Below are 17,708 nucleotides of genomic sequence, written 5' to 3'. Positions count from 1 at the left end.
ATAGAGGCAATCATCATGCATACCGTCAATTACAGACTGGCTCTTGCCAGTTGTCTGTTTATTTGCAGTTTTTCTACTTGTGTCCAGGCCGATTGGTTTTTTCGCGGTACACCCAATAGCTGGGGCACTGTGGCCCTGACACAAACCGCATCCAATCTTTATGAAACCTGCCAGCACTTTGCTGGTGGTGATGCCAACGGCGGGCCGCGTTTCAAAATTGACCGGTATGGCAATTGGACAGAAAACTATCCCTCAGCCGACTACGCGGTCAGCGCCAATACCCATTACAAAATCACCTTCAACAGCAGCACCAGGGCGATTAGTGCCCAGGCTGTCAACCATTGCCAGGACACCGGTTTTAGCCAGGTTTTTCCATCGCTGTATTTTCGTGGTACACCCAATAGTTGGGGAACTACTGCTATGGCTTTGGTGGCAAACAATACTTGGGAATTGACCGTTAATTTCGATGGCCAGGCCAATCAGCGTTTCAAGTTTGATGTCAGCGGTAATTGGGCAACCAATTATGGCGATAACAATAGCGACAATATTCTTGACCAGACCGGTGCGGATATTTATCAGACAGGTACAGGGCAATACAAAATCACGGTCAATGATCTAACGCGCCATTACACCGTTGAAGCCATGCCATGCACGGTCAACTGTCCGGCCCAGGTGAACCGTTTAGGGGCTGTTTACTCAAACACGGCAACCACATTTTCGATCTGGTCGCCGGAGACTGGCAATGTTGCGGTCAAGGTCAACGGGGTTATCCATAATTTGCAAGCCGTGCCAGATTTCAACGGTTATAGCAACGTCTATCAAGTCAGTGTCGAGGGCGATTTGCACCTCGCGGAATACCAGTTCCTGCTCGATGGTGTAGCGGTGCGCGATCCCTATGGAGTGATGGTTAAAGCGCAAACCAATATCAATATCGTGATGGACTTGGCACGTACCCAGGTTGCCGATGGATGGGCGACCAGGCCGGCACTGGTCGCGCGTGAGGATGCCATCATTTATGAGGTGCATGTGCGCGATTTCAGCATAGACACCAGTTCCGGTGTCAGTGCAGGCAAGCGCGGTAAATACCTGGGGATGGTGGAGCAGGGTACCACTTATAATGGAGTAAAAACGGGCATAGATCATCTCAAGGAACTGGGCGTAACCCATGTGCAGTTATTGCCGGTTTATGACTTCGCTACCTGTGATGGCTTGCCGGATAATGATCCCTGTTACAACTGGGGCTATGATCCGCGCAATTACAATGTGCCGGAAGAGCGTTATTCACAGACACCCTTGGACTATGAAAACCGGGTGCGTGAATTCAAAACCATGGTCAATGAATTTCACAAGGCTGGTATTCGCGTGATCATGGATGTGGTCTACAACCACACCTATTCCAAAGACATGTTTGAGGCGATATCGCCCCGCTACTACACCCCGACCGATCTATCAGGTACCGGTAATTCCATTGATGCCGATCAGGCGATGGTGAGCCGTATGATTCAGGATTCACTCGAATACTGGGTGGAGGAATACGGTATCGACGGTTTCCGCTTTGATCTGATCGGTATCTTCTCCCATGCGGAAGTGGAGAAGTGGGGGCGTCATCTGAATAATAAATTTGCCGACCGCAATCTTCTGCTCTACGGCGAACCCTGGAATGGTTATGCCTCTGATGCCAAAGAAGGCCAGCGCGTGCGCTATGGCACCACGCGTTTTATGGTTGAGGAACATGTAGGGGTTTTCAACGGCGCTTTCCGCGAAGCCATTAAAGGCAATAATGATGGTACAGCCACTGCCTACATGTTTAACCATGTCGGTCCCGCTGATTCCGGCTGGGCTATTTACGATGGCCTGCGCGGTTCACCCTATAACGCCAGCGATAGCCGCAATGGAACCTGGTTTCGCAACTTTGCTGCCGACCCCGAGCAGAGCATCAACTATATTTCCGCCCACGATAATTTCGGTCTCTGGGATAAGATTTATTTAAGCCTGGCGACCAATGTGGTGCAAAACAGTTCGCACCAGGTATTGAGCCTGAGTCCACCCGCCAACCTGGGTTATGCCCGGCGCATTGCCAATTTTGGTATGGGGATTGTGCTGACCAGCCAGGGGATTCCGTTTGTGCATGCCGGCGATGAATTTTTGCGCACCAAAACCAATAACCAACAGATACATGTTGCGTCTGCCTGGAACCATGGTGCCCATGGCGGTACACACAATACCTATGATGCACCTGATAGCTTCAACAGTATCAAATGGCAGAACAAGGTGAGTAATGCCGCTACATTCAATTACTTCAGGGATCTGATCAGCCTGCGGCGCAACCATGCGGGATTGCGCATGAATACCAATGCCGAAATTGCCCAGTATCTGGCTGTGGCGCGCCCGGCGGAGTTTGGCGGTGAGGTAGTGACTGGCCATATCACCAACCCGCGCGACAACCATGACTTGTTTGTGGTTTATAACTCCGGCGGCAATCGTTACGTCAGCCTGCCACCGGGTAGCTGGACGCAAATAGCGGATACCAATGGGGCTACCCATATCACCGGTATCAGCGCCGTGGCCCTGGTGGAGGGAACAGCCGTAACTGTGTTTCGCAAGCCGCGCTAGGCAATAATCTGCTTCACACAACCCCCGTTCAACGGGGGTTTGTTTTTTGGCGGCGCGCTCTATAGGGTAGGCATTTTCTGTAAACCACTGTCGGGGCCAGTCGTGAAGAGTATTGATGTACACCTGTCCATTTCTGCCGAGGAGTTCCAGCACCTCTACCAAGGCAGTGTCCGCGATGTGCTGGCCATTGCTGACGATGGTCGCCGTATTCGTTTTCCGGCGGCGATTTTGCGCCCCTATGTATTACACGATGGCATCCGCGGTTGGTTCCGTATCCACTTTGATGAGCATCACCGTTTCAAATCCATTGAGCGTATGGCTTGATTAAAATCGACCTGCTCGCCCGAATCCAGTATCCTTGCCGCCTTTGTTACCCGCTGACCCCAGTCCACTAGCCTGAGTGTTCTATGTATTCCCATGTTCGCGACCTGCTGTTCCGTTTAAACCCTGAAACCTCCCACGAATTCAGCCTGGATATGCTCGGTGCCGCCGAGCGGCTCAAGTTGATTGGCCTGATGGCTGCCAAGGTACCCGAGACGCCGGTAGAGGTAATGGGATTGCGCTTCCCCAATCCTGTCGGTCTGGCCGCGGGATTGGATAAGAATGGCGATTATTTTAACGCTCTGGGAGCCTTGGGATTCGGTTTTGTCGAAATCGGCACTATTACTCCTCGCCCACAGCCGGGAAATGCCCAGCCGCGTTTGTTTCGCATCCCTGAAGCCAAAGCCATCATCAATCGCATGGGGTTTAATAACAAAGGTGTGGATCACCTGGTCGCACAGGTTAAAAAGCGTCGATATCAAGGTATCCTGGGGATCAATATCGGTAAAAATGCGACAACACCGGTTGAAAATGCAGTGGACGATTACCTGACCTGTCTGCGCAAGGTCTACGACCATGCCGATTACATCACGGTGAATATTTCCTCGCCCAATACTCCGGGCCTGCGCAGCTTGCAATTTGGCGACTCCCTCAGCCAGCTTTTGGCGCCGCTCAAAAAAGAGCAGGGAGTATTACAGCAAGCTGGGGGCCGCTATGTTCCTATCGCGGTGAAGATTGCGCCGGATATGGATGACAGCGAAATCGCCCAAGTGGCAGGTGTGCTGCTCCAGGAGGGTATGGATGGCGTTATTGCTACCAACACCACCATTGGTCGCGAAGGGGTAGAGGGCTACGATACTGGCAAAGAGGCCGGTGGTTTAAGTGGTCTTCCAGTGCGTGACAAGAGTACGGCTGTCATCCAGTCCCTCAACCAGTGCCTGGGCGGTAAGCTGCCGATTATCGGTGTTGGAGGTATTTTTGACGGTGCCAGCGCTGCTGATAAGGTGCGTGCAGGTGCAAGCCTGGTGCAAGTCTACAGCGGGTTTATTTATGAGGGGCCGGCACTGATCGCCGCGGCTGCGGCAGGGATTGCCAGTTACCATCAAGGCCAGTAAAGACGCAAAGCCCGCAAGAGCGGGCTTAATGATTCAGGCGTGTGAAAGGAATCTGTGTATAGCGAGAATATGGGCGTTAGCCGCTCATAGACATGGGATGTAAATTGGTGATTTTTTGAACCTGTGCCAAACGACTGTAGCCATCCCACTGGTCCATGCGCGATTCGCGCCAGCCATTCAGCCACTGCTGACGGGCCAGGCCGGACTCATGTGGACATAGGCTTTTTGAACGCCCCTCAATACCTGCTTGATACCCTTTAACGAATGCGCGTTCTGTTTGGTCACGTTTTTGGCGTTTCATCAGTTATTGCACCTCTTTGTTGTGGTTTATCGGTCATTTTCCGGCCAATATGGGCCGGTTGCTCCGATGGAAGCGGTCTTGCGGAAACTGGAAGGAATCCTCCTTTTGCGTGGACAGGTTCGGCGAGTACACCAGATTTGGTTTGCGCCGTGAACGATTAATTTTTTATACAAGTGCCGTTCTATATGGCTTAACGGCCTAGCAAATAAGTTTGACAAATAAATGACAAACACTTTGGTTTAGTCCAGTGTGGGTTAAAAAAGTTTCCCTGTTTTTGATTAATTGATCCTAACTTCATGATTCATCAATATTTTGCTGCCTGCCCCAAAGGGCTCGAAGGCCTGCTGCTCCAGGAACTACAAGCCCTGGGAGCCACGGATACCCGTGAAACTATTGCGGGTGTTTATTTCAATGGAGACTTGAACCTGGCGTATCGCACCTGCCTTTGGTCGCGTTTAGCCAACAAGATTCTGCTGCCCCTTGCCAATTTTGAGGTCAATAGCCAGGAAGACCTGTATGAAGGGGTGCGGATGTTACCCTGGCAAGACCACCTGAGCCCCAGCGGCAGCCTGCTGGTGGATTTTGTCGGTACCAATGACGCCATTCGCAACACCCAGTTTGGCGCCCTCAAGGTAAAAGACGCGATCGTGGATTGCCTGCGCGATTTTAGCGGGGTACGCCCCAATATCGCCAAGCGCGATCCCGATTTGCTGGTCAATGCACGCCTGAGTAAAAACAAGCTGGTGCTGAGCATTGACCTTTCCGGTGAAAGCCTGCATCGCCGCGGGTATCGCTTGAAACAGGGCAGTGCGCCGCTCAAGGAAAACCTGGCTGCTGGGATACTGATCCGCGCCGGTTGGCCTGAGGTTGCTGCCCAGGGCGGCGCATTACTCGATCCCATGTGTGGATCTGGCACCTTCCTGGTGGAGGCGGCACTTATGGCGGCTGATATAGCGCCAGGCTTGGGGCGTGCCAGCTTTGGCTTTGAGCGCTGGCTTAACCATCGCAATGACCTGTGGCTGACGCTGCGGGAAGAGGCCCATCATCGCCGTAAGCTGGGTTTGGCGAAGGTGAACCTGCCGGAGATTCGCGGATACGATGCCGATGTGCGTGTAGTGCGTGCGGCAGAAGAAAATATTATTAGTGCCGAGTTGGACCACTGGCTGCGGGTGAGCCGTAAAGAGTTGGCGGAATTTAAAAAGCCCACACACCGTGCCATGGATTATGGTTTGGTACTCAGTAACCCGCCTTATGGTGAACGTTTGGGGGAAATTGAATCCCTGAAATTGCTTTACGCCCATTTGGGCGAGCGATTGCGCAATGAGTTTCCGGGATGGCGCGCCGGTGTATTTACGGGCAATCCGGAACTGGGCAAGCAAATGGGCTTGCGCGCCGATAAAAAATACAAATTTTTTAATGGCACTATCGCCAGTGAATTATTGATGTTCAGTATTAATACTGACGTGTTTGTGCAGAGTCGGGTAGAGCAGGATGGACGTTTTAGTAAAGATGAAGTAGAGCGCGATGCCGCTGAGCAAAAAGTAAAAGCAGCGGCTAAAGAAGAGCAAGCAGCGGCGCTATCCAATGGCGCGCAGATGTTGGTCAACCGTTTGCAAAAAAATCGCAAGCAATTGGAAAAATGGGCCAGAAAAAATGAAGTCAGCTGCTATCGCTTGTATGACGCTGATATGCCGGAATATGCTGCTGCTATTGATCTTTACTTAGGCCAAACCCCACCTAATCGAGCGCCGCAGCTTTATGCTCATGTACAAGAGTATGCTGCGCCCAAGTCAGTCGATGAAGCGCGCGCTGCCCAGCGTTTTGCTGATATTGAAGCGGCTGTACCCTATGCCCTGGATATTCCGGTCAGCCACATCAGCTACAAGCAACGCCGCCGTAACAAGGGCAGTAGCCAGTATGAAAAACTCAACGAGCGCCCGACGGGCGATCTGTTTAGTGTGCAGGAAGGTCAGGCAAAATTACACATTAACCTCTGGCAGTATCTTGATACCGGTTTATTCCTGGATCACCGTCCGGTGCGACACATGATTGCCAATATGGCCAGGGATAAGCGCTTCCTCAATCTGTTTTGTTACACCGCGACTGCCAGCGTACATGCTGCCATGGGGGGCGCGCGCTATACCGTGAGTGTGGACATGTCCAATACTTACCTGAACTGGGCGCGAAAAAACTTTGCCCTCAATGGATTGAGCGAAGCTCGCAACCGCCTGGAGCAAGCTGACTGCCTCAAATGGCTGGAAAATAACGATCAACAATTTGACCTGATCCTGCTTGATCCTCCCAGCTTTTCCAACTCAAAACGTATGGAAGATATTTTGGACATACAGCGTGATCATGTAGAGATGATTCACAACGCCATGCGTTCACTAAGTGAAGAAGGAACGCTTATTTTTTCTAATAACTTGCGCAATTTTAAACTGGACCTGGAAGCGTTGGGGGCTTATAACATTGAGGATATTAGCGCTCGAACCATTGATGAAGACTTTAAGCGCAACCCCAAAATCCACCAGTGTTGGCTGATCCGGCATTGATATGAGGGCAGGGCAGATGCGCTGGATCTATGGTGTTTTCGCATTGGTTATGATGGGAACTGCCTGGAGTGCGCAAGGGCAATCCTTTTGTTTTGCCCTTGCTGAAACTTATTATGAGCAAGTGTATTGCCAGTTACAGGCAAGGGCCCAGACAAAAGGATTACCTTCCTTTCACGAATTCAGGAAAAACAATCAAACTATTCAGGCTGCCCTGCTAAGACGCCCGGCAGAGCGAAATGGTATTAAGTTACCGGCTGTTGCAAAGCCTGTTGTTGCCTCAACAGATACAGAAACCACATCTTTCAGTGTGAAAAGCGAAATTGCCACGGGCAGGCGTTCAAAAACATCTGCCCGAACTGAGCCGGTCGACGATTACCTGCGTAATACATCATTGATAGCTGATACCTCCGGGTGTCTATACCGGACGCATTACATAGAGTGCAACGGTATTGGTTACCAGTTGACAGGCAACAAAACTAACACTCGCTTGCGTAGTGGGGTCTTGGATACAGAAAATAAGATGGCTTTGCCTGAACAGGTTGATTTGCCTTTGCAGCCATACCTGGAACAGGCGTATGGTCAATACATTCACAAAATGTGTGAAATCGGTCTGTGCGGGGTCACCATGACTTATGGAAAATTTGCTTATCTGTATCAGGACGTTCGGGCAAAAGGCCTTAATTTTTCCCAGCGTTTTGAAACCATGTTTAGTTTTTTAAAAAAAGATAAAGCATCCATGGGGGTTAGTGAGACTCTTCCTGATACCGCCGGGCTGGGTATTGAACAATGTGCCTTGCTGCGTGATCGCTATTTCGTATGTGAGATGGCGGGGCGAAACCTGGTGTATGTAAGGCAATAAGTGTAAAGATTGCAACAATGCGGTATTTTATCGGTCCCCTTGCTATAGTGATTTTCCAGGTCGAGGTCAAAGGTGCTGATTAAAGCGAGTAATATTTTTTTGTTGGCCATAAAGCTATATTGGCATATTCAAAAGTATTATATGTTGCGACGCTGAATGGATCTTATATGTTGCCTGATGTGCATATTGGGTAAACATTGCGTTATACTGCGCAGACTAATTTGCTGTTTATGCGGCGTTCAATAAATAGTCTATGATGGTTGAAAATATCCTGTTTCTGCATTTTTATACGAAATATTAATCATTTTTGATAAAAATTAATCTTTTTTACAAGCGAGATACTTTATAATTACAAGGCAATCATGCAAGGGATGGCGCGTTAAGTTTTAATGTGTAAGCAAAATAATTTATCAATTCACAATCAATTATGTCTGTTAAAAATATAGAGGTGTTTTCTTGAAAACTACAGTTAAATGCTGGTTTGCCGATAAGGGTTATGGCTTTCTTAATAACGGCGGTGAGTTTTCCAAGGATATTATGGTTCACGTTTCTGAGTTAAAAAATTGCGAGTATTTAAAGCCTGGCAGAACCGTTGAGTTCGATTGTGATTTTAACCAAAAAGGGTTGATTGCAAAAAATGTCCATCTGGTTTACGAAGAGCAATCCCAGCCTTCCCACACCCGGTTTGATAACAAACAACCGACATCCCGATTCGACAACAAGCAATATTTTTCACAGCCATCCACGTGGAACTCTTATCGTCAAATGAATCGATAAGTGACGCCTGTGTTTCGGCTAATTGAAAGTTTCGGTTAATTGAAAATTGATTGCCGTCTTTAGTCCTTTACACTTATAAGCGTTTATCAAAGCCACCGGCCCCGGCCAGGTGGCTTTTTACTTTCGGCCCCTGAGTTCCACCGCATTTTCTATTCCCGTCTTATTAAGATTTGCAATGCAACCCCGTTTATCCCATAGGGTTATTAGTATAAACAAAGCACTAATTTTGTGCAAAATACGGCAAATTGCACCATTTTGGTGTTGAGCAATGCACGATTTGCTCTCATAATAGCTATGTTAGTGATCAAATAGTGTGCATTTTTAACCCGTTACTCCCTTGGTTACAACATCCCACTTCTAGGTTTTCCCCTATGAAAAACCGCCATACAACAGGGTTCTGTGCTCTGGAGGATATGGCATTGGTGACTTTGCATGAGATGAAGTGCAAACGAAATTAATATTTATTCATCAATGAGTTATAAAAACATGAGTGATGTGAATGCAAGATTGGAAGCTATCTACAATCAAGTCGTACAAAGAAATCAGGGCGAACTGGAATTTCACCAGGCAGTAAAGGAAGTGATTGAAACGCTTGGCCCTGTATTACAGAAACATCCTGAATATGCAGAACAAAAAGTTATTGAGCGCATTTGTGAGCCTGAACGCCAAATTATTTTCCGGGTACCCTGGACCGATGACAAAGGTGAAGTCCATATTAATCGCGGCTTTCGTGTGCAATTCAATAGCGCGCTTGGTCCCTACAAAGGCGGTATTCGGTTCCATCCCTCGGTGACGTTGGGCACGATTAAATTTCTGGGCTTTGAGCAAATCTTCAAAAATGCACTTACCGGTATGCCGATTGGCGGCGGGAAAGGCGGCTCGGACTTTGATCCCAAAGGTAAATCAGATGCAGAGGTGATGCGCTTTACACAGAGCTTTGTCACTGAGTTATGGCGTCATATCGGCGAATATACGGATGTTCCCGCCGGTGATATAGGTGTAGGTGCGCGCGAAATCGGTTATATGTTTGGTCAATTCAAACGCTTAACTAACCGCTATGAATCCGGCGTATTAACCGGTAAAAGCCCTACCTGGGGGGGCGCATTGGTTCGCAAAGAAGCGACAGGTTATGGTGCCGTTTTCTTTCTTGAAGAAATGCTGAAAGTGCGCGGTATTGCACTGGAAGGGAAAACCGCAATTGTTTCCGGTTCTGGTAACGTAGCCATCTATGCGATTGAAAAACTGCAGCAATATGGTGCCAAGGTTATTGCCTGTTCGGATTCCAATGGTTTTATTCACGATCCCAATGGTATTAGCCTTGCGATTGTTAAGCAGCTGAAGGAGGTTGAACGCAAGCGTATCAGCGAGTATGTCAATCTTCGCTCGGGTGCCACCTATGTTGCTAATGGCAATATCTGGGATCTTGCCTGTGATGTGGCATTACCCTGTGCAACCCAAAACGAATTGAATGAAGCCTCCGCGCGAAGCTTGATCAGCAACGGACTGATTGCGGTGAGTGAGGGCGCCAATATGCCTTCTACGCCAGCGGCTATTCGTGTATTCCAGGATGCTGGTATTGCCTATGGGCTTGGCAAAGCGGCAAATGCTGGTGGTGTGGCTACATCTGCATTGGAAATGCAACAAAATGCCAGTCGCGACTCCTGGAATTTTGAGTTTTCCGAGCAGCGGTTAAAAACTATCATGCAAAATATCCATCAGGATTGTTTTAACACGGCAGAAGAATATGGGCATAAAGGCAATTATGTATTGGGTGCCAATATTGTAGGCCTGCGCCGTGTGGCAGAAGCTATGTTGGCATTTGGTGTTATTTAAAAAACGATCGATCCTGCGTTGATCAGCATAAAAAATGGCGACTTTCTGTCGCCATTTTTTATGCCTGCCATTCTATGTAAACACGTGAGTTATATATTTATCTTTTCGGGATCCGGTTATCATTGGCGTACAGCATTTTTGCGCGATATTGAATATAGCCTTGTTGTTCTCTTCCTGTGAGCTTCTTTATGAAAAAAGAAATTGAAACATTGGAAAGCAAATTGGTGTATAGCAATCGCTGGATGACCGTTTGCGAGGATAAAGTTTTACGCCTGTCGGGCCAGGAGGGCATTTATGGTGTTGTTCACAAACCGGATTTTGCTGTCATTGCGGCAGTGCAGGGCGATTATATTTATCTTGTTGAACAATATCGCTACCCGGTAGCGGGGCGCTATTGGGAGCTGCCTCAGGGATCCTGGGAAAAATCAGATATTTCTCCTTTGGCGTTGGCGACCGCAGAGCTGAGGGAGGAAACCGGGTTGGTTGCCTGTTCGATGGAACATTTGGGGCATTTGTTTTTAGCTTATGGCTATTCAGATCAGGGCTATGATGTTTTTTACGCGACAGATTTACGGCAATCCAGTAGTGACACCGATCCGGAAGAGGAGGGGTTGGTTGCGCAGAAATTCAGTATTGCAGAGGTTGAGCAGATGATTGTGGACGGTCGTATTAAAGATGCTACAACAGTGGCGGCGTTGGGTTTATTAAAGTTGAAAGGGCGACTCTAGCGCGCTCAGGAAACTTCAATAAAAATGGCGACATAAGGTCGCCATTTTTAGGGCTTCACTGCGCAAGCAATTAGTCTTTCGCGCGTGATTTGTATTCGCCGGTACGTGTGTCGATGATGATTTTTTCACCAATTTCTACGAATGCAGCAACAGACAGCTCGGTACCGTTTTTCAGCTTGGCAACTTTCATCACTTTACCCGAGGTATCGCCACGCACGGCAGGTTCGGTGTAGGCGATTTCACGTACGATAGATGTCGGTGCAGTAACAGAAATCACTTTGCCTTCGTAGAAAACGGCATCACACACGTCTTCCATTCCATCTTCAATCCAGGGAAGCAGGTCACCCAAATCTTCTTTGGTGACTTCATATTGGTTGTACTCGCCATCCATAAACACATACATAGGATCCGCATAGTAGGAGTAGGTAACTTCTTTGCGGTCGAGCAGGATGTCTTCGAATTTGTCGTCGGCTTTGTACACCGTTTCGGTGTTGATGCCGCTGAGCAGGTTTTTCAGCTTCATTTTGACAACGGCTGCGTTGCGGCCTGATTTATTGTATTCAGCTTTTTGGACCACCCAGGGTGAACCGTCGATCATAACAACGTTGCCGGCGCGGCATTCTTGAGCAATTTTCATGGTATTTCCCAATCGTTAGGGAGCTCCTGCGGGAGCCCTATGGTTCAACATACAACCGGAGGAGCCGTGCCCGACGCTGAGCGCCCCGCTGTGCAGCTGCGCTGCCCTGGCTCCGGGGTTTAAAAGAGGCGCGCTACTATACAGTTGTTTGGCGGGTTTCTGTAGTGTTTTTTGCCAGTGCTACTAGTTGGCTCACCAGGTCAGGTTGCACTAGCAACATCTGATACCAGCCTTGGCTATGGGCTTGCCAGGGCTCCCGGTGTACCAGGCATTTATGCCAATAAAGGGCGATGTTGCCGCCAGGCTCGGGCTGATTCCAGGCATGCCATAACCCGGCCAGGGACTGCGCCAGCTCTGGCGGCATATCGCGGGTGTAGCGCGCCAGAAACGCATCAAGTTTGGCGATATGGGCAGCTTCTTCCTGGGGGTAGATATGCCAGAGAAAAGGCTTGGCCGCCCATTGCGCCCTGACAAACGAATCCTCACCACGAACAACGTTGAGGTCGCTACTCCAGAGCAGTCGGTCATATTCTGTCTGGCTGACGAACGGCATAGCTTCCAGGCGCAATGAGCCTAGCTGTTGTGGCTGGCCGGGCAGTAGAGGGGCTCCCAGGATCTCCTGCAGGCTGGTCAGCACCTTGCCATTGGGTACCAGGCAATGTATCGGAGTGGACGAATGGCGCCAGCAATCCAGCAACTGGGCTATACCCGGATTTTCGTAGCTGAACAGGGAGATACGCAGGGCGTTTTTCCAGGGAGATATGCCCAACTGACGTAACCAGGCATTAGCGTTAAAACTGTCTCGTTCTGCCGGAAGGGATTGCTCGCGCAGGAGACCGCCAGTGCGGGGACTAAATCCGGGGAAGAAAAATGTTTTGCGCAGCCCGGTTGCCGGATGGATGGACGTCATATTGTGGCAGTCATCCACCCAGCTTTCAGCGCTCAGGTATTCCAGGTTGATCCACAAGGGCATCTTGCCTGTGTGTTTGAGGGTGGCCATAGCGGTGAGGTAGGTATCAGGGATATTGCACGCAAAAGCTTCGATGACAATATCTGCTGGTTCTGTATTGCTGGGAAAGTGTTCTCCCCATTGGCAGACATAAATACCTTCAACCTGATGTTGGCTCCGGATGGGATGTTGTGGCCACAGGCGTTGTAATGCGTGCAGGTCGTCCAGCCACAAGCGCACCTGTTGGCCGTACTCTCTGGATAACTGTCGCGCCAATCGCCAACAGACACCAATATCGCCATAGTTGTCGATAACCCGGCAAAAAATATCCCAGCGGTATGTCGTGGAGAGGGTGGACATAAATTAAGAATAGGGCGCTTATGGAAAAGCGCGCAGTGTAACAGTAACAGAGCTACTGGCTAGCCTGTGCGGGGCTTATTGATGAGGGCGGCGATATCCGCCATCGACCCCTTTGGGGGCGAGTACCCACTGCCACAGCTGGTTATCGCGTGCGCGGAAACTGCCTGCACAAAGTAACAGGTAAAAGCGCCACATACGATAAAAACGAGGAGAATAGTGATGCTGTAATTCTGGCCAGGCCGCTTCAAAGCGGTGGTGCCATGCCATCAGGGTCTTGTCGTAGTCACTGCCAAAGTTGTGCAGATCTTCAATAACAAATTTATCTTCGCAGGCATCGGCAATTTCGGCTACCGAGGGTAGTACGCCATTGGGGAAGATATATTTTTCAATCCAGGGGTCGACACCGGGGCCGCGTGTTTTTTTGCCAATGGTATGTAACAGAAACAGGCCGTCATCTTTCAGGCAGTGCCGGGCGACTTGGAAATACTGGCGATAATTTTTGTGGCCTACATGCTCAAACATGCCTACCGATACAATCCGGTCAAACCGGCCATAGTGGCCGGGAGTCATTTGGCGATAGTCAGTGAGTTCAAACTGGATGGGCAGGCTGCCTGCCAGTTTTTTTCCATACTCTGCCTGTTCATGCGAGATGGTAAGTCCTATGCATTCCACGCCATAGTGCTCGGCCGCGTAACGCATAAAACTTCCCCAGCCACAGCCGATATCCAGGATTTTCATACCGGGTGTTAGTTGCAGCTTGCGGCAAATGAGTTCGAGTTTTGCCTGCTGCGCAGCCTCCAATGAGCTTGCCTGTTCCCAGTAACCGCAGCTGTAGGCCATGTAGGGGTCGAGCATTTTTTCGAACAGATCATTGCCGAGGTCATAATGCTCCTTGCCCACTTGCCAGGCGCGATCCTGGGATTGGCGATTGAACAGGGTAGCTTTGAGGACAAACAGCATCAACCCCGGGTTGCGTATTTGCTGGTGGAGGCCTGCGCGCATCCCCCGGCTGACCATTTCATCAATTTGCTCGCAATCCCACCATCCATCCATATAGCTCTCCCCCAGTCCCAGGCTGCCTTTGAGCAGGATGCGCTTGGCTGTATCCGGATGATGGAGCCGCATGTCCCAGGGGCGATCGCCATTAATGCGAATATCTGCGCTGTTGAGTAGATTCTGTAGAAGTTGTTGATGGGGTTGCTGGGGGCGAGGACGGGATAATTTGGTTTGGCTGGCAGGGGATGACTGGAAGTTCATAGGGATTTCCTTGAATAACAAGCTGAAACCCGCCGGTTTTCGCCGACGTTCATAGCACAGGTCTATACACGTACAACATGGCGACCTTATTGCAGCTTTCCCGTCGGGGTAAATTTAATTGTTTCAATGAGACGAATAGTCCTGTTCAATTCCGGGCTATGACGCCGTGGCAGGAACCGGGCATAATATCTGTCCCTGTAGCCTCCCTGATGAGTGGAACCTCCATGGCCTCGCTTCAAGATCAATTGCTGAAAGCCGGTTTGATTGATGCAAAAAAAGCCAAACAAGCCAATAAAGAAAAGCGCAAGGAAACGAAGATCGCCCACCGTACAGGCGAACCTCAGGTAGATGAGGTTAAACAGGCGGCCGAGCAGGTACGCCAGGAAAAAATAGCGCGCGATAAAGCATTAAATCGCCTGCGTGACCAGGACCAGCAGCAAAAAGCCATTGCGGCCCAGATACGGCAATTAATAGAAAACCATCGTCAGTCCAAAGGGGTGAAACCCGGTGATGAAAAAGCGGTGGAGTACAATTTTACCCACGGCAAGCACATCAAGAAAATGCGTGTATCGCCCCTGGTTCAGGAGCAAATTGTACGCGGCGTACTGGTCATTGTGGCTCTGGAGGGGGGGTATGAATTAGTACCGCGTATCGTTGCTGACAAAATTTCCCAGCGGGATGCCGCGGCTATTGTGGTCGCTAATAGTAAGTCCTCTTTGCCGCAGGATGACGATGATCCCTATAAGGACTATGTCATTCCTGACGATCTCATGTGGTAGCCCGTATGTTTAATCCCATCAGCTACATACTGCGCAGCAACTCGCCAAGGGGCATCAAGGTCATTGCCTTAAGCTTGTTGGTGGTGCTGGTGTCTGCTGCGCCTATCATGTTTTACATTGTGTTAGGGCCAGAGGACGGTAACCCGATTGGCTTGGGGCTGTTGTTTGCTTTTGGGGCGTTGGTTGGCCATGTGGGTTTTGTGGCAGGTATGCTCTTGCTGATATGGGACAACCTATTGAATAAGAAGAACAAACGCTGATACAGGCCTGGCCAGTGGGTGTTGTCCTGCATAGGGTTCCTGGAAAAATCCATATAGGTACGCTTCTTGCGGTAAAGCGGGTAACTCCATAAAAACGTCAAGATTCTGACTATGGCCTTACCAGGATTTGCCCAGCTAAATAACCTTGATCGCCGTACAGCCTTATCCTCATTGCAGGGATTAGCGCGCGGTAATCTCGGGATTCCCATCCTGCTATTAATGTTGTTGGCAATGATCGTCCTGCCTATACCGGCGATCCTGCTCGATGTTTTCTTCACATTTAATATCGCCTTGTCACTGGTCGTGCTGCTGGCGGCTGTTTATGCCCTCCGGCCCCTGGATTTTGCTGCGTTCCCAACGATTTTGCTGGTGGCGACGCTATTGCGCCTCGGATTAAACGTCGCGTCCACGCGTGTGGTATTGCTTGAAGGGCACCAGGGTGGAGATGCTGCAGGCAAGGTAATTGAAGCCTTTGGCAATGTGGTGATTGGCGGTAACTTTGCTGTTGGCCTGGTGGTTTTTATTATCCTGATGATCATCAACTTTGTGGTAGTCACCAAAGGTGCTGGTCGTATTTCGGAAGTGAGTGCACGTTTTACCCTGGATGCCATGCCGGGAAAACAAATGGCGATCGATGCCGACCTGAATGCCGGTTTAATTGATCAGGACCAGGCGCGCACACGGCGCACTGAAGTGGCTGCCGAAGCGGATTTCTACGGTGCAATGGACGGTGCCAGCAAATTCGTTCGCGGCGATGCCATCGCCGGCATCATGATTATGTTTATCAACGTCTTCGGCGGCTTCGCGATTGGTATGCTCCAACACGATTTGGAGGCGGGCGATGCCTTTCAAAAATACACCATCCTGACCATTGGCGATGGTTTGGTGGCACAGATTCCCGGGCTTTTGCTGTCTGTTGCGGCGGCTATCCTGGTAACCCGTGTCAACTCTTCTGAGGACATGGGCAAGCAAGTTGTCGGGCAGATGTTCTCTTCTCCCAAAGCCCTGGCCATAGCTGCTGCCATCCTGATCATTATGGGCGCAGTACCGGGCATGCCTCACCTTGCTTTCGTAGGGTTGGGCCTGGTTTGCGTTGCCCTGGCGTATTACATCCATTGGCGCAAGCAACAGCCTGCGGTGGTAGAGGATAAAAACTTTATCCCGGCCGGGGCCCGTGCGCCCGGTGATCCCTCGCCCGGAGCCGGTGCCCAGCTGGCACCGCAGCGTGCTGCACCTGCATTACCCCCCGGGACACCCGAAACACCGGAATTGGGTTGGGACGATGTACAGCCGGTGGATGTTATTGGATTGGAGGTAGGCTATCGCCTGATTCCCATGGTAGATAAGAACCAGGGTGGGGAATTGTTGGGGAGGATTAAAGGGGTTCGTAAAAAGTTATCACAGGAAATGGGCTTCCTGGTTCCCTCGGTGCATATCCGTGACAACCTGGACTTGAATCCCACGGGTTATCGCATCAGCCTGATGGGGGTCGCCATGGCTGAAGCCGATGTTTACCCGGACCGCGAGTTGGCCATTAACCCGGGGCAGGTATTTGGTACTTTGGATGGCATTAAGACCAAAGACCCGGCGTTCGGCCTGGATGCCGTGTGGATCAATAACAACCTGAAAGAGCAAGCTCAAACCCTGGGTTATACCGTTGTAGATCCGAGTACAGTGGTAGCTACCCATCTCAACCAGATCCTGCAACAGCACATCCATGAATTGCTTGGTCATGAGGATGTCCAAAAACTGTTGGATATGCTGGCCAAGTCGTCGCCCAAGCTGGCGGAAGAGTTAGTACCCAATACCATCACCCTGAATATGCTGCTGAAGGTATTGCAGAACCTGTTGCGTGAACGTGTACCTATCCGCGATCTGCGTTCTATCGCCGAAGCCTTGGCGGGTAATACCTCCAGGAGTCAAGATCCCGCCGCTTTGACGGCACTGGCGCGGGTATCACTGAGCCGGCAAATCGTACAAAACCTGATTGGAAACGAGCCGAGCCTGCCTGTTATCACGCTTGAGCCGGCTTTGGAACAGTTATTGCTGGGTAGCGTACAACAGGCACAAAAAGCCGGCGCGGATGACAGCGCCTTTATTGAGCCTGGCTTGGCGGAGCGTTTGCAGCAATCGCTGGTCAGCGCGGCGCAGAAACAGGAAATGGCAGGCAAACCCTTGATTCTCCTGGTGGCAGCACCTCTGCGCATGATGTTGGCACGCTTTGTCCGGCACAGTGTTCCCGATATGCGAGTCCTGGCCTACACCGAAGTGCCGGATAACAAGCAGATCAGTGTGGACGCCAGTGTCGGTGCCAATCGCTAGATACCCCAATCGATTTAAAGCCCCGGGTGTGGGTGGGAGTGGAAT

The 17,708-nt window shown here is 50.2% G+C and carries 15 protein-coding genes; 11 read left to right on the top strand and 4 right to left on the bottom strand.

Going from position 1 to position 17,708, the window contains the following annotated elements:
* Positions 1-15 precede the first annotated feature (15 nt).
* The 3 genes from CJA_RS10490 to CJA_RS10480 all read left to right on the top strand — a co-directional run bounded on the left by CJA_RS10490 (position 16) and on the right by CJA_RS10480 (position 4,049).
* On the top strand, positions 16-2,613 hold the full coding sequence (locus CJA_RS10490; RefSeq protein ID WP_012487762.1) for an alpha-amylase family glycosyl hydrolase: 2,598 nt from the start codon (positions 16-18) through the stop codon (positions 2,611-2,613).
* A 102-nt stretch (positions 2,614-2,715) separates the two neighbouring features.
* On the top strand, positions 2,716-2,937 hold the full coding sequence (locus CJA_RS10485) for a DUF2835 domain-containing protein (protein ID WP_041551443.1): 222 nt from the start codon (positions 2,716-2,718) through the stop codon (positions 2,935-2,937).
* Between the two features lie 83 nt (positions 2,938-3,020).
* Positions 3,021-4,049: a quinone-dependent dihydroorotate dehydrogenase gene (locus CJA_RS10480; protein WP_012487760.1), complete on the top strand. Its 1,029-nt coding sequence runs from the start codon at positions 3,021-3,023 to the stop codon at positions 4,047-4,049.
* Between the two features lie 76 nt (positions 4,050-4,125).
* Here CJA_RS10480 and rmf read toward each other — a convergent pair whose 3' ends face one another.
* Positions 4,126-4,350, bottom strand: a complete 225-nt coding sequence (gene rmf, locus CJA_RS10475; RefSeq protein WP_012487759.1) for a ribosome modulation factor — start codon at positions 4,348-4,350, stop codon at positions 4,126-4,128.
* Between the two features lie 296 nt (positions 4,351-4,646).
* On the opposite strand from rmf, the gene rlmKL reads away from it, so the two are divergent.
* The 5 genes from rlmKL to CJA_RS10450 all read left to right on the top strand — a co-directional run bounded on the left by rlmKL (position 4,647) and on the right by CJA_RS10450 (position 11,099).
* Positions 4,647-6,902 carry a bifunctional 23S rRNA (guanine(2069)-N(7))-methyltransferase RlmK/23S rRNA (guanine(2445)-N(2))-methyltransferase RlmL gene (gene rlmKL, locus CJA_RS10470; protein ID WP_012487758.1) on the top strand — a complete coding sequence of 752 codons (2,256 nt, stop codon included), beginning with the start codon at positions 4,647-4,649 and terminating at the stop codon, positions 6,900-6,902.
* Positions 6,903-6,918: 16 nt separating this feature from the next.
* On the top strand, positions 6,919-7,761 hold the full coding sequence (locus tag CJA_RS10465) for a hypothetical protein (protein WP_012487756.1): 843 nt from the start codon (positions 6,919-6,921) through the stop codon (positions 7,759-7,761).
* 456 nt (positions 7,762-8,217) lie between these two features.
* Complete coding sequence (locus CJA_RS10460) at positions 8,218-8,538, top strand: cold-shock protein (RefSeq protein ID WP_012487755.1); 321 nt, start codon at positions 8,218-8,220, stop codon at positions 8,536-8,538.
* A 486-nt stretch (positions 8,539-9,024) separates the two neighbouring features.
* Positions 9,025-10,371: an NADP-specific glutamate dehydrogenase gene (gene gdhA, locus CJA_RS10455; protein WP_012487754.1), complete on the top strand. Its 1,347-nt coding sequence runs from the start codon at positions 9,025-9,027 to the stop codon at positions 10,369-10,371.
* Between the two features lie 188 nt (positions 10,372-10,559).
* Positions 10,560-11,099 (top strand): NUDIX domain-containing protein, encoded by a 540-nt coding sequence (locus CJA_RS10450; RefSeq protein ID WP_012487752.1) that lies wholly within the window; start codon positions 10,560-10,562, stop codon positions 11,097-11,099.
* Between the two features lie 70 nt (positions 11,100-11,169).
* On the opposite strand, the gene efp is transcribed toward CJA_RS10450, so the two are convergent.
* The 3 genes from efp to cfa form a co-directional block, all read right to left on the bottom strand.
* On the bottom strand, positions 11,170-11,736 hold the full coding sequence (gene efp, locus CJA_RS10445; protein ID WP_012487751.1) for an elongation factor P: 567 nt from the start codon (positions 11,734-11,736) through the stop codon (positions 11,170-11,172).
* A gap of 136 nt (positions 11,737-11,872) precedes the next feature.
* Positions 11,873-13,045: an elongation factor P maturation arginine rhamnosyltransferase EarP gene (gene earP, locus CJA_RS10440; RefSeq protein ID WP_012487750.1), complete on the bottom strand. Its 1,173-nt coding sequence runs from the start codon at positions 13,043-13,045 to the stop codon at positions 11,873-11,875.
* Positions 13,046-13,120: 75 nt separating this feature from the next.
* Positions 13,121-14,302, bottom strand: coding sequence for a cyclopropane fatty acyl phospholipid synthase (gene cfa / locus CJA_RS10435; RefSeq protein ID WP_148208851.1), 1,182 nt, complete (start codon positions 14,300-14,302; stop codon positions 13,121-13,123).
* 224 nt (positions 14,303-14,526) lie between these two features.
* Here cfa and CJA_RS10430 point away from each other — a divergent pair, with 224 nt between their 5' ends.
* From CJA_RS10430 to flhA, 3 genes are all read left to right on the top strand, one after another.
* Positions 14,527-15,081 carry a DUF2058 domain-containing protein gene (locus CJA_RS10430; RefSeq protein ID WP_041552238.1) on the top strand — a complete coding sequence of 185 codons (555 nt, stop codon included), beginning with the start codon at positions 14,527-14,529 and terminating at the stop codon, positions 15,079-15,081.
* A gap of 5 nt (positions 15,082-15,086) precedes the next feature.
* Complete coding sequence (locus tag CJA_RS10425) at positions 15,087-15,341, top strand: hypothetical protein (protein ID WP_041551441.1); 255 nt, start codon at positions 15,087-15,089, stop codon at positions 15,339-15,341.
* A gap of 111 nt (positions 15,342-15,452) precedes the next feature.
* Positions 15,453-17,663, top strand: a complete 2,211-nt coding sequence (gene flhA, locus CJA_RS10420) for a flagellar biosynthesis protein FlhA (protein WP_012487746.1) — start codon at positions 15,453-15,455, stop codon at positions 17,661-17,663.
* Positions 17,664-17,708: the final 45 nt, after the last annotated feature.

It is taken from the genome of Cellvibrio japonicus Ueda107 (assembly GCF_000019225.1).
Classification (GTDB): Bacteria; Pseudomonadota; Gammaproteobacteria; order Pseudomonadales; family Cellvibrionaceae; genus Cellvibrio; species Cellvibrio japonicus.
This window is presented reverse-complemented; position numbering and strand designations above follow the sequence as displayed.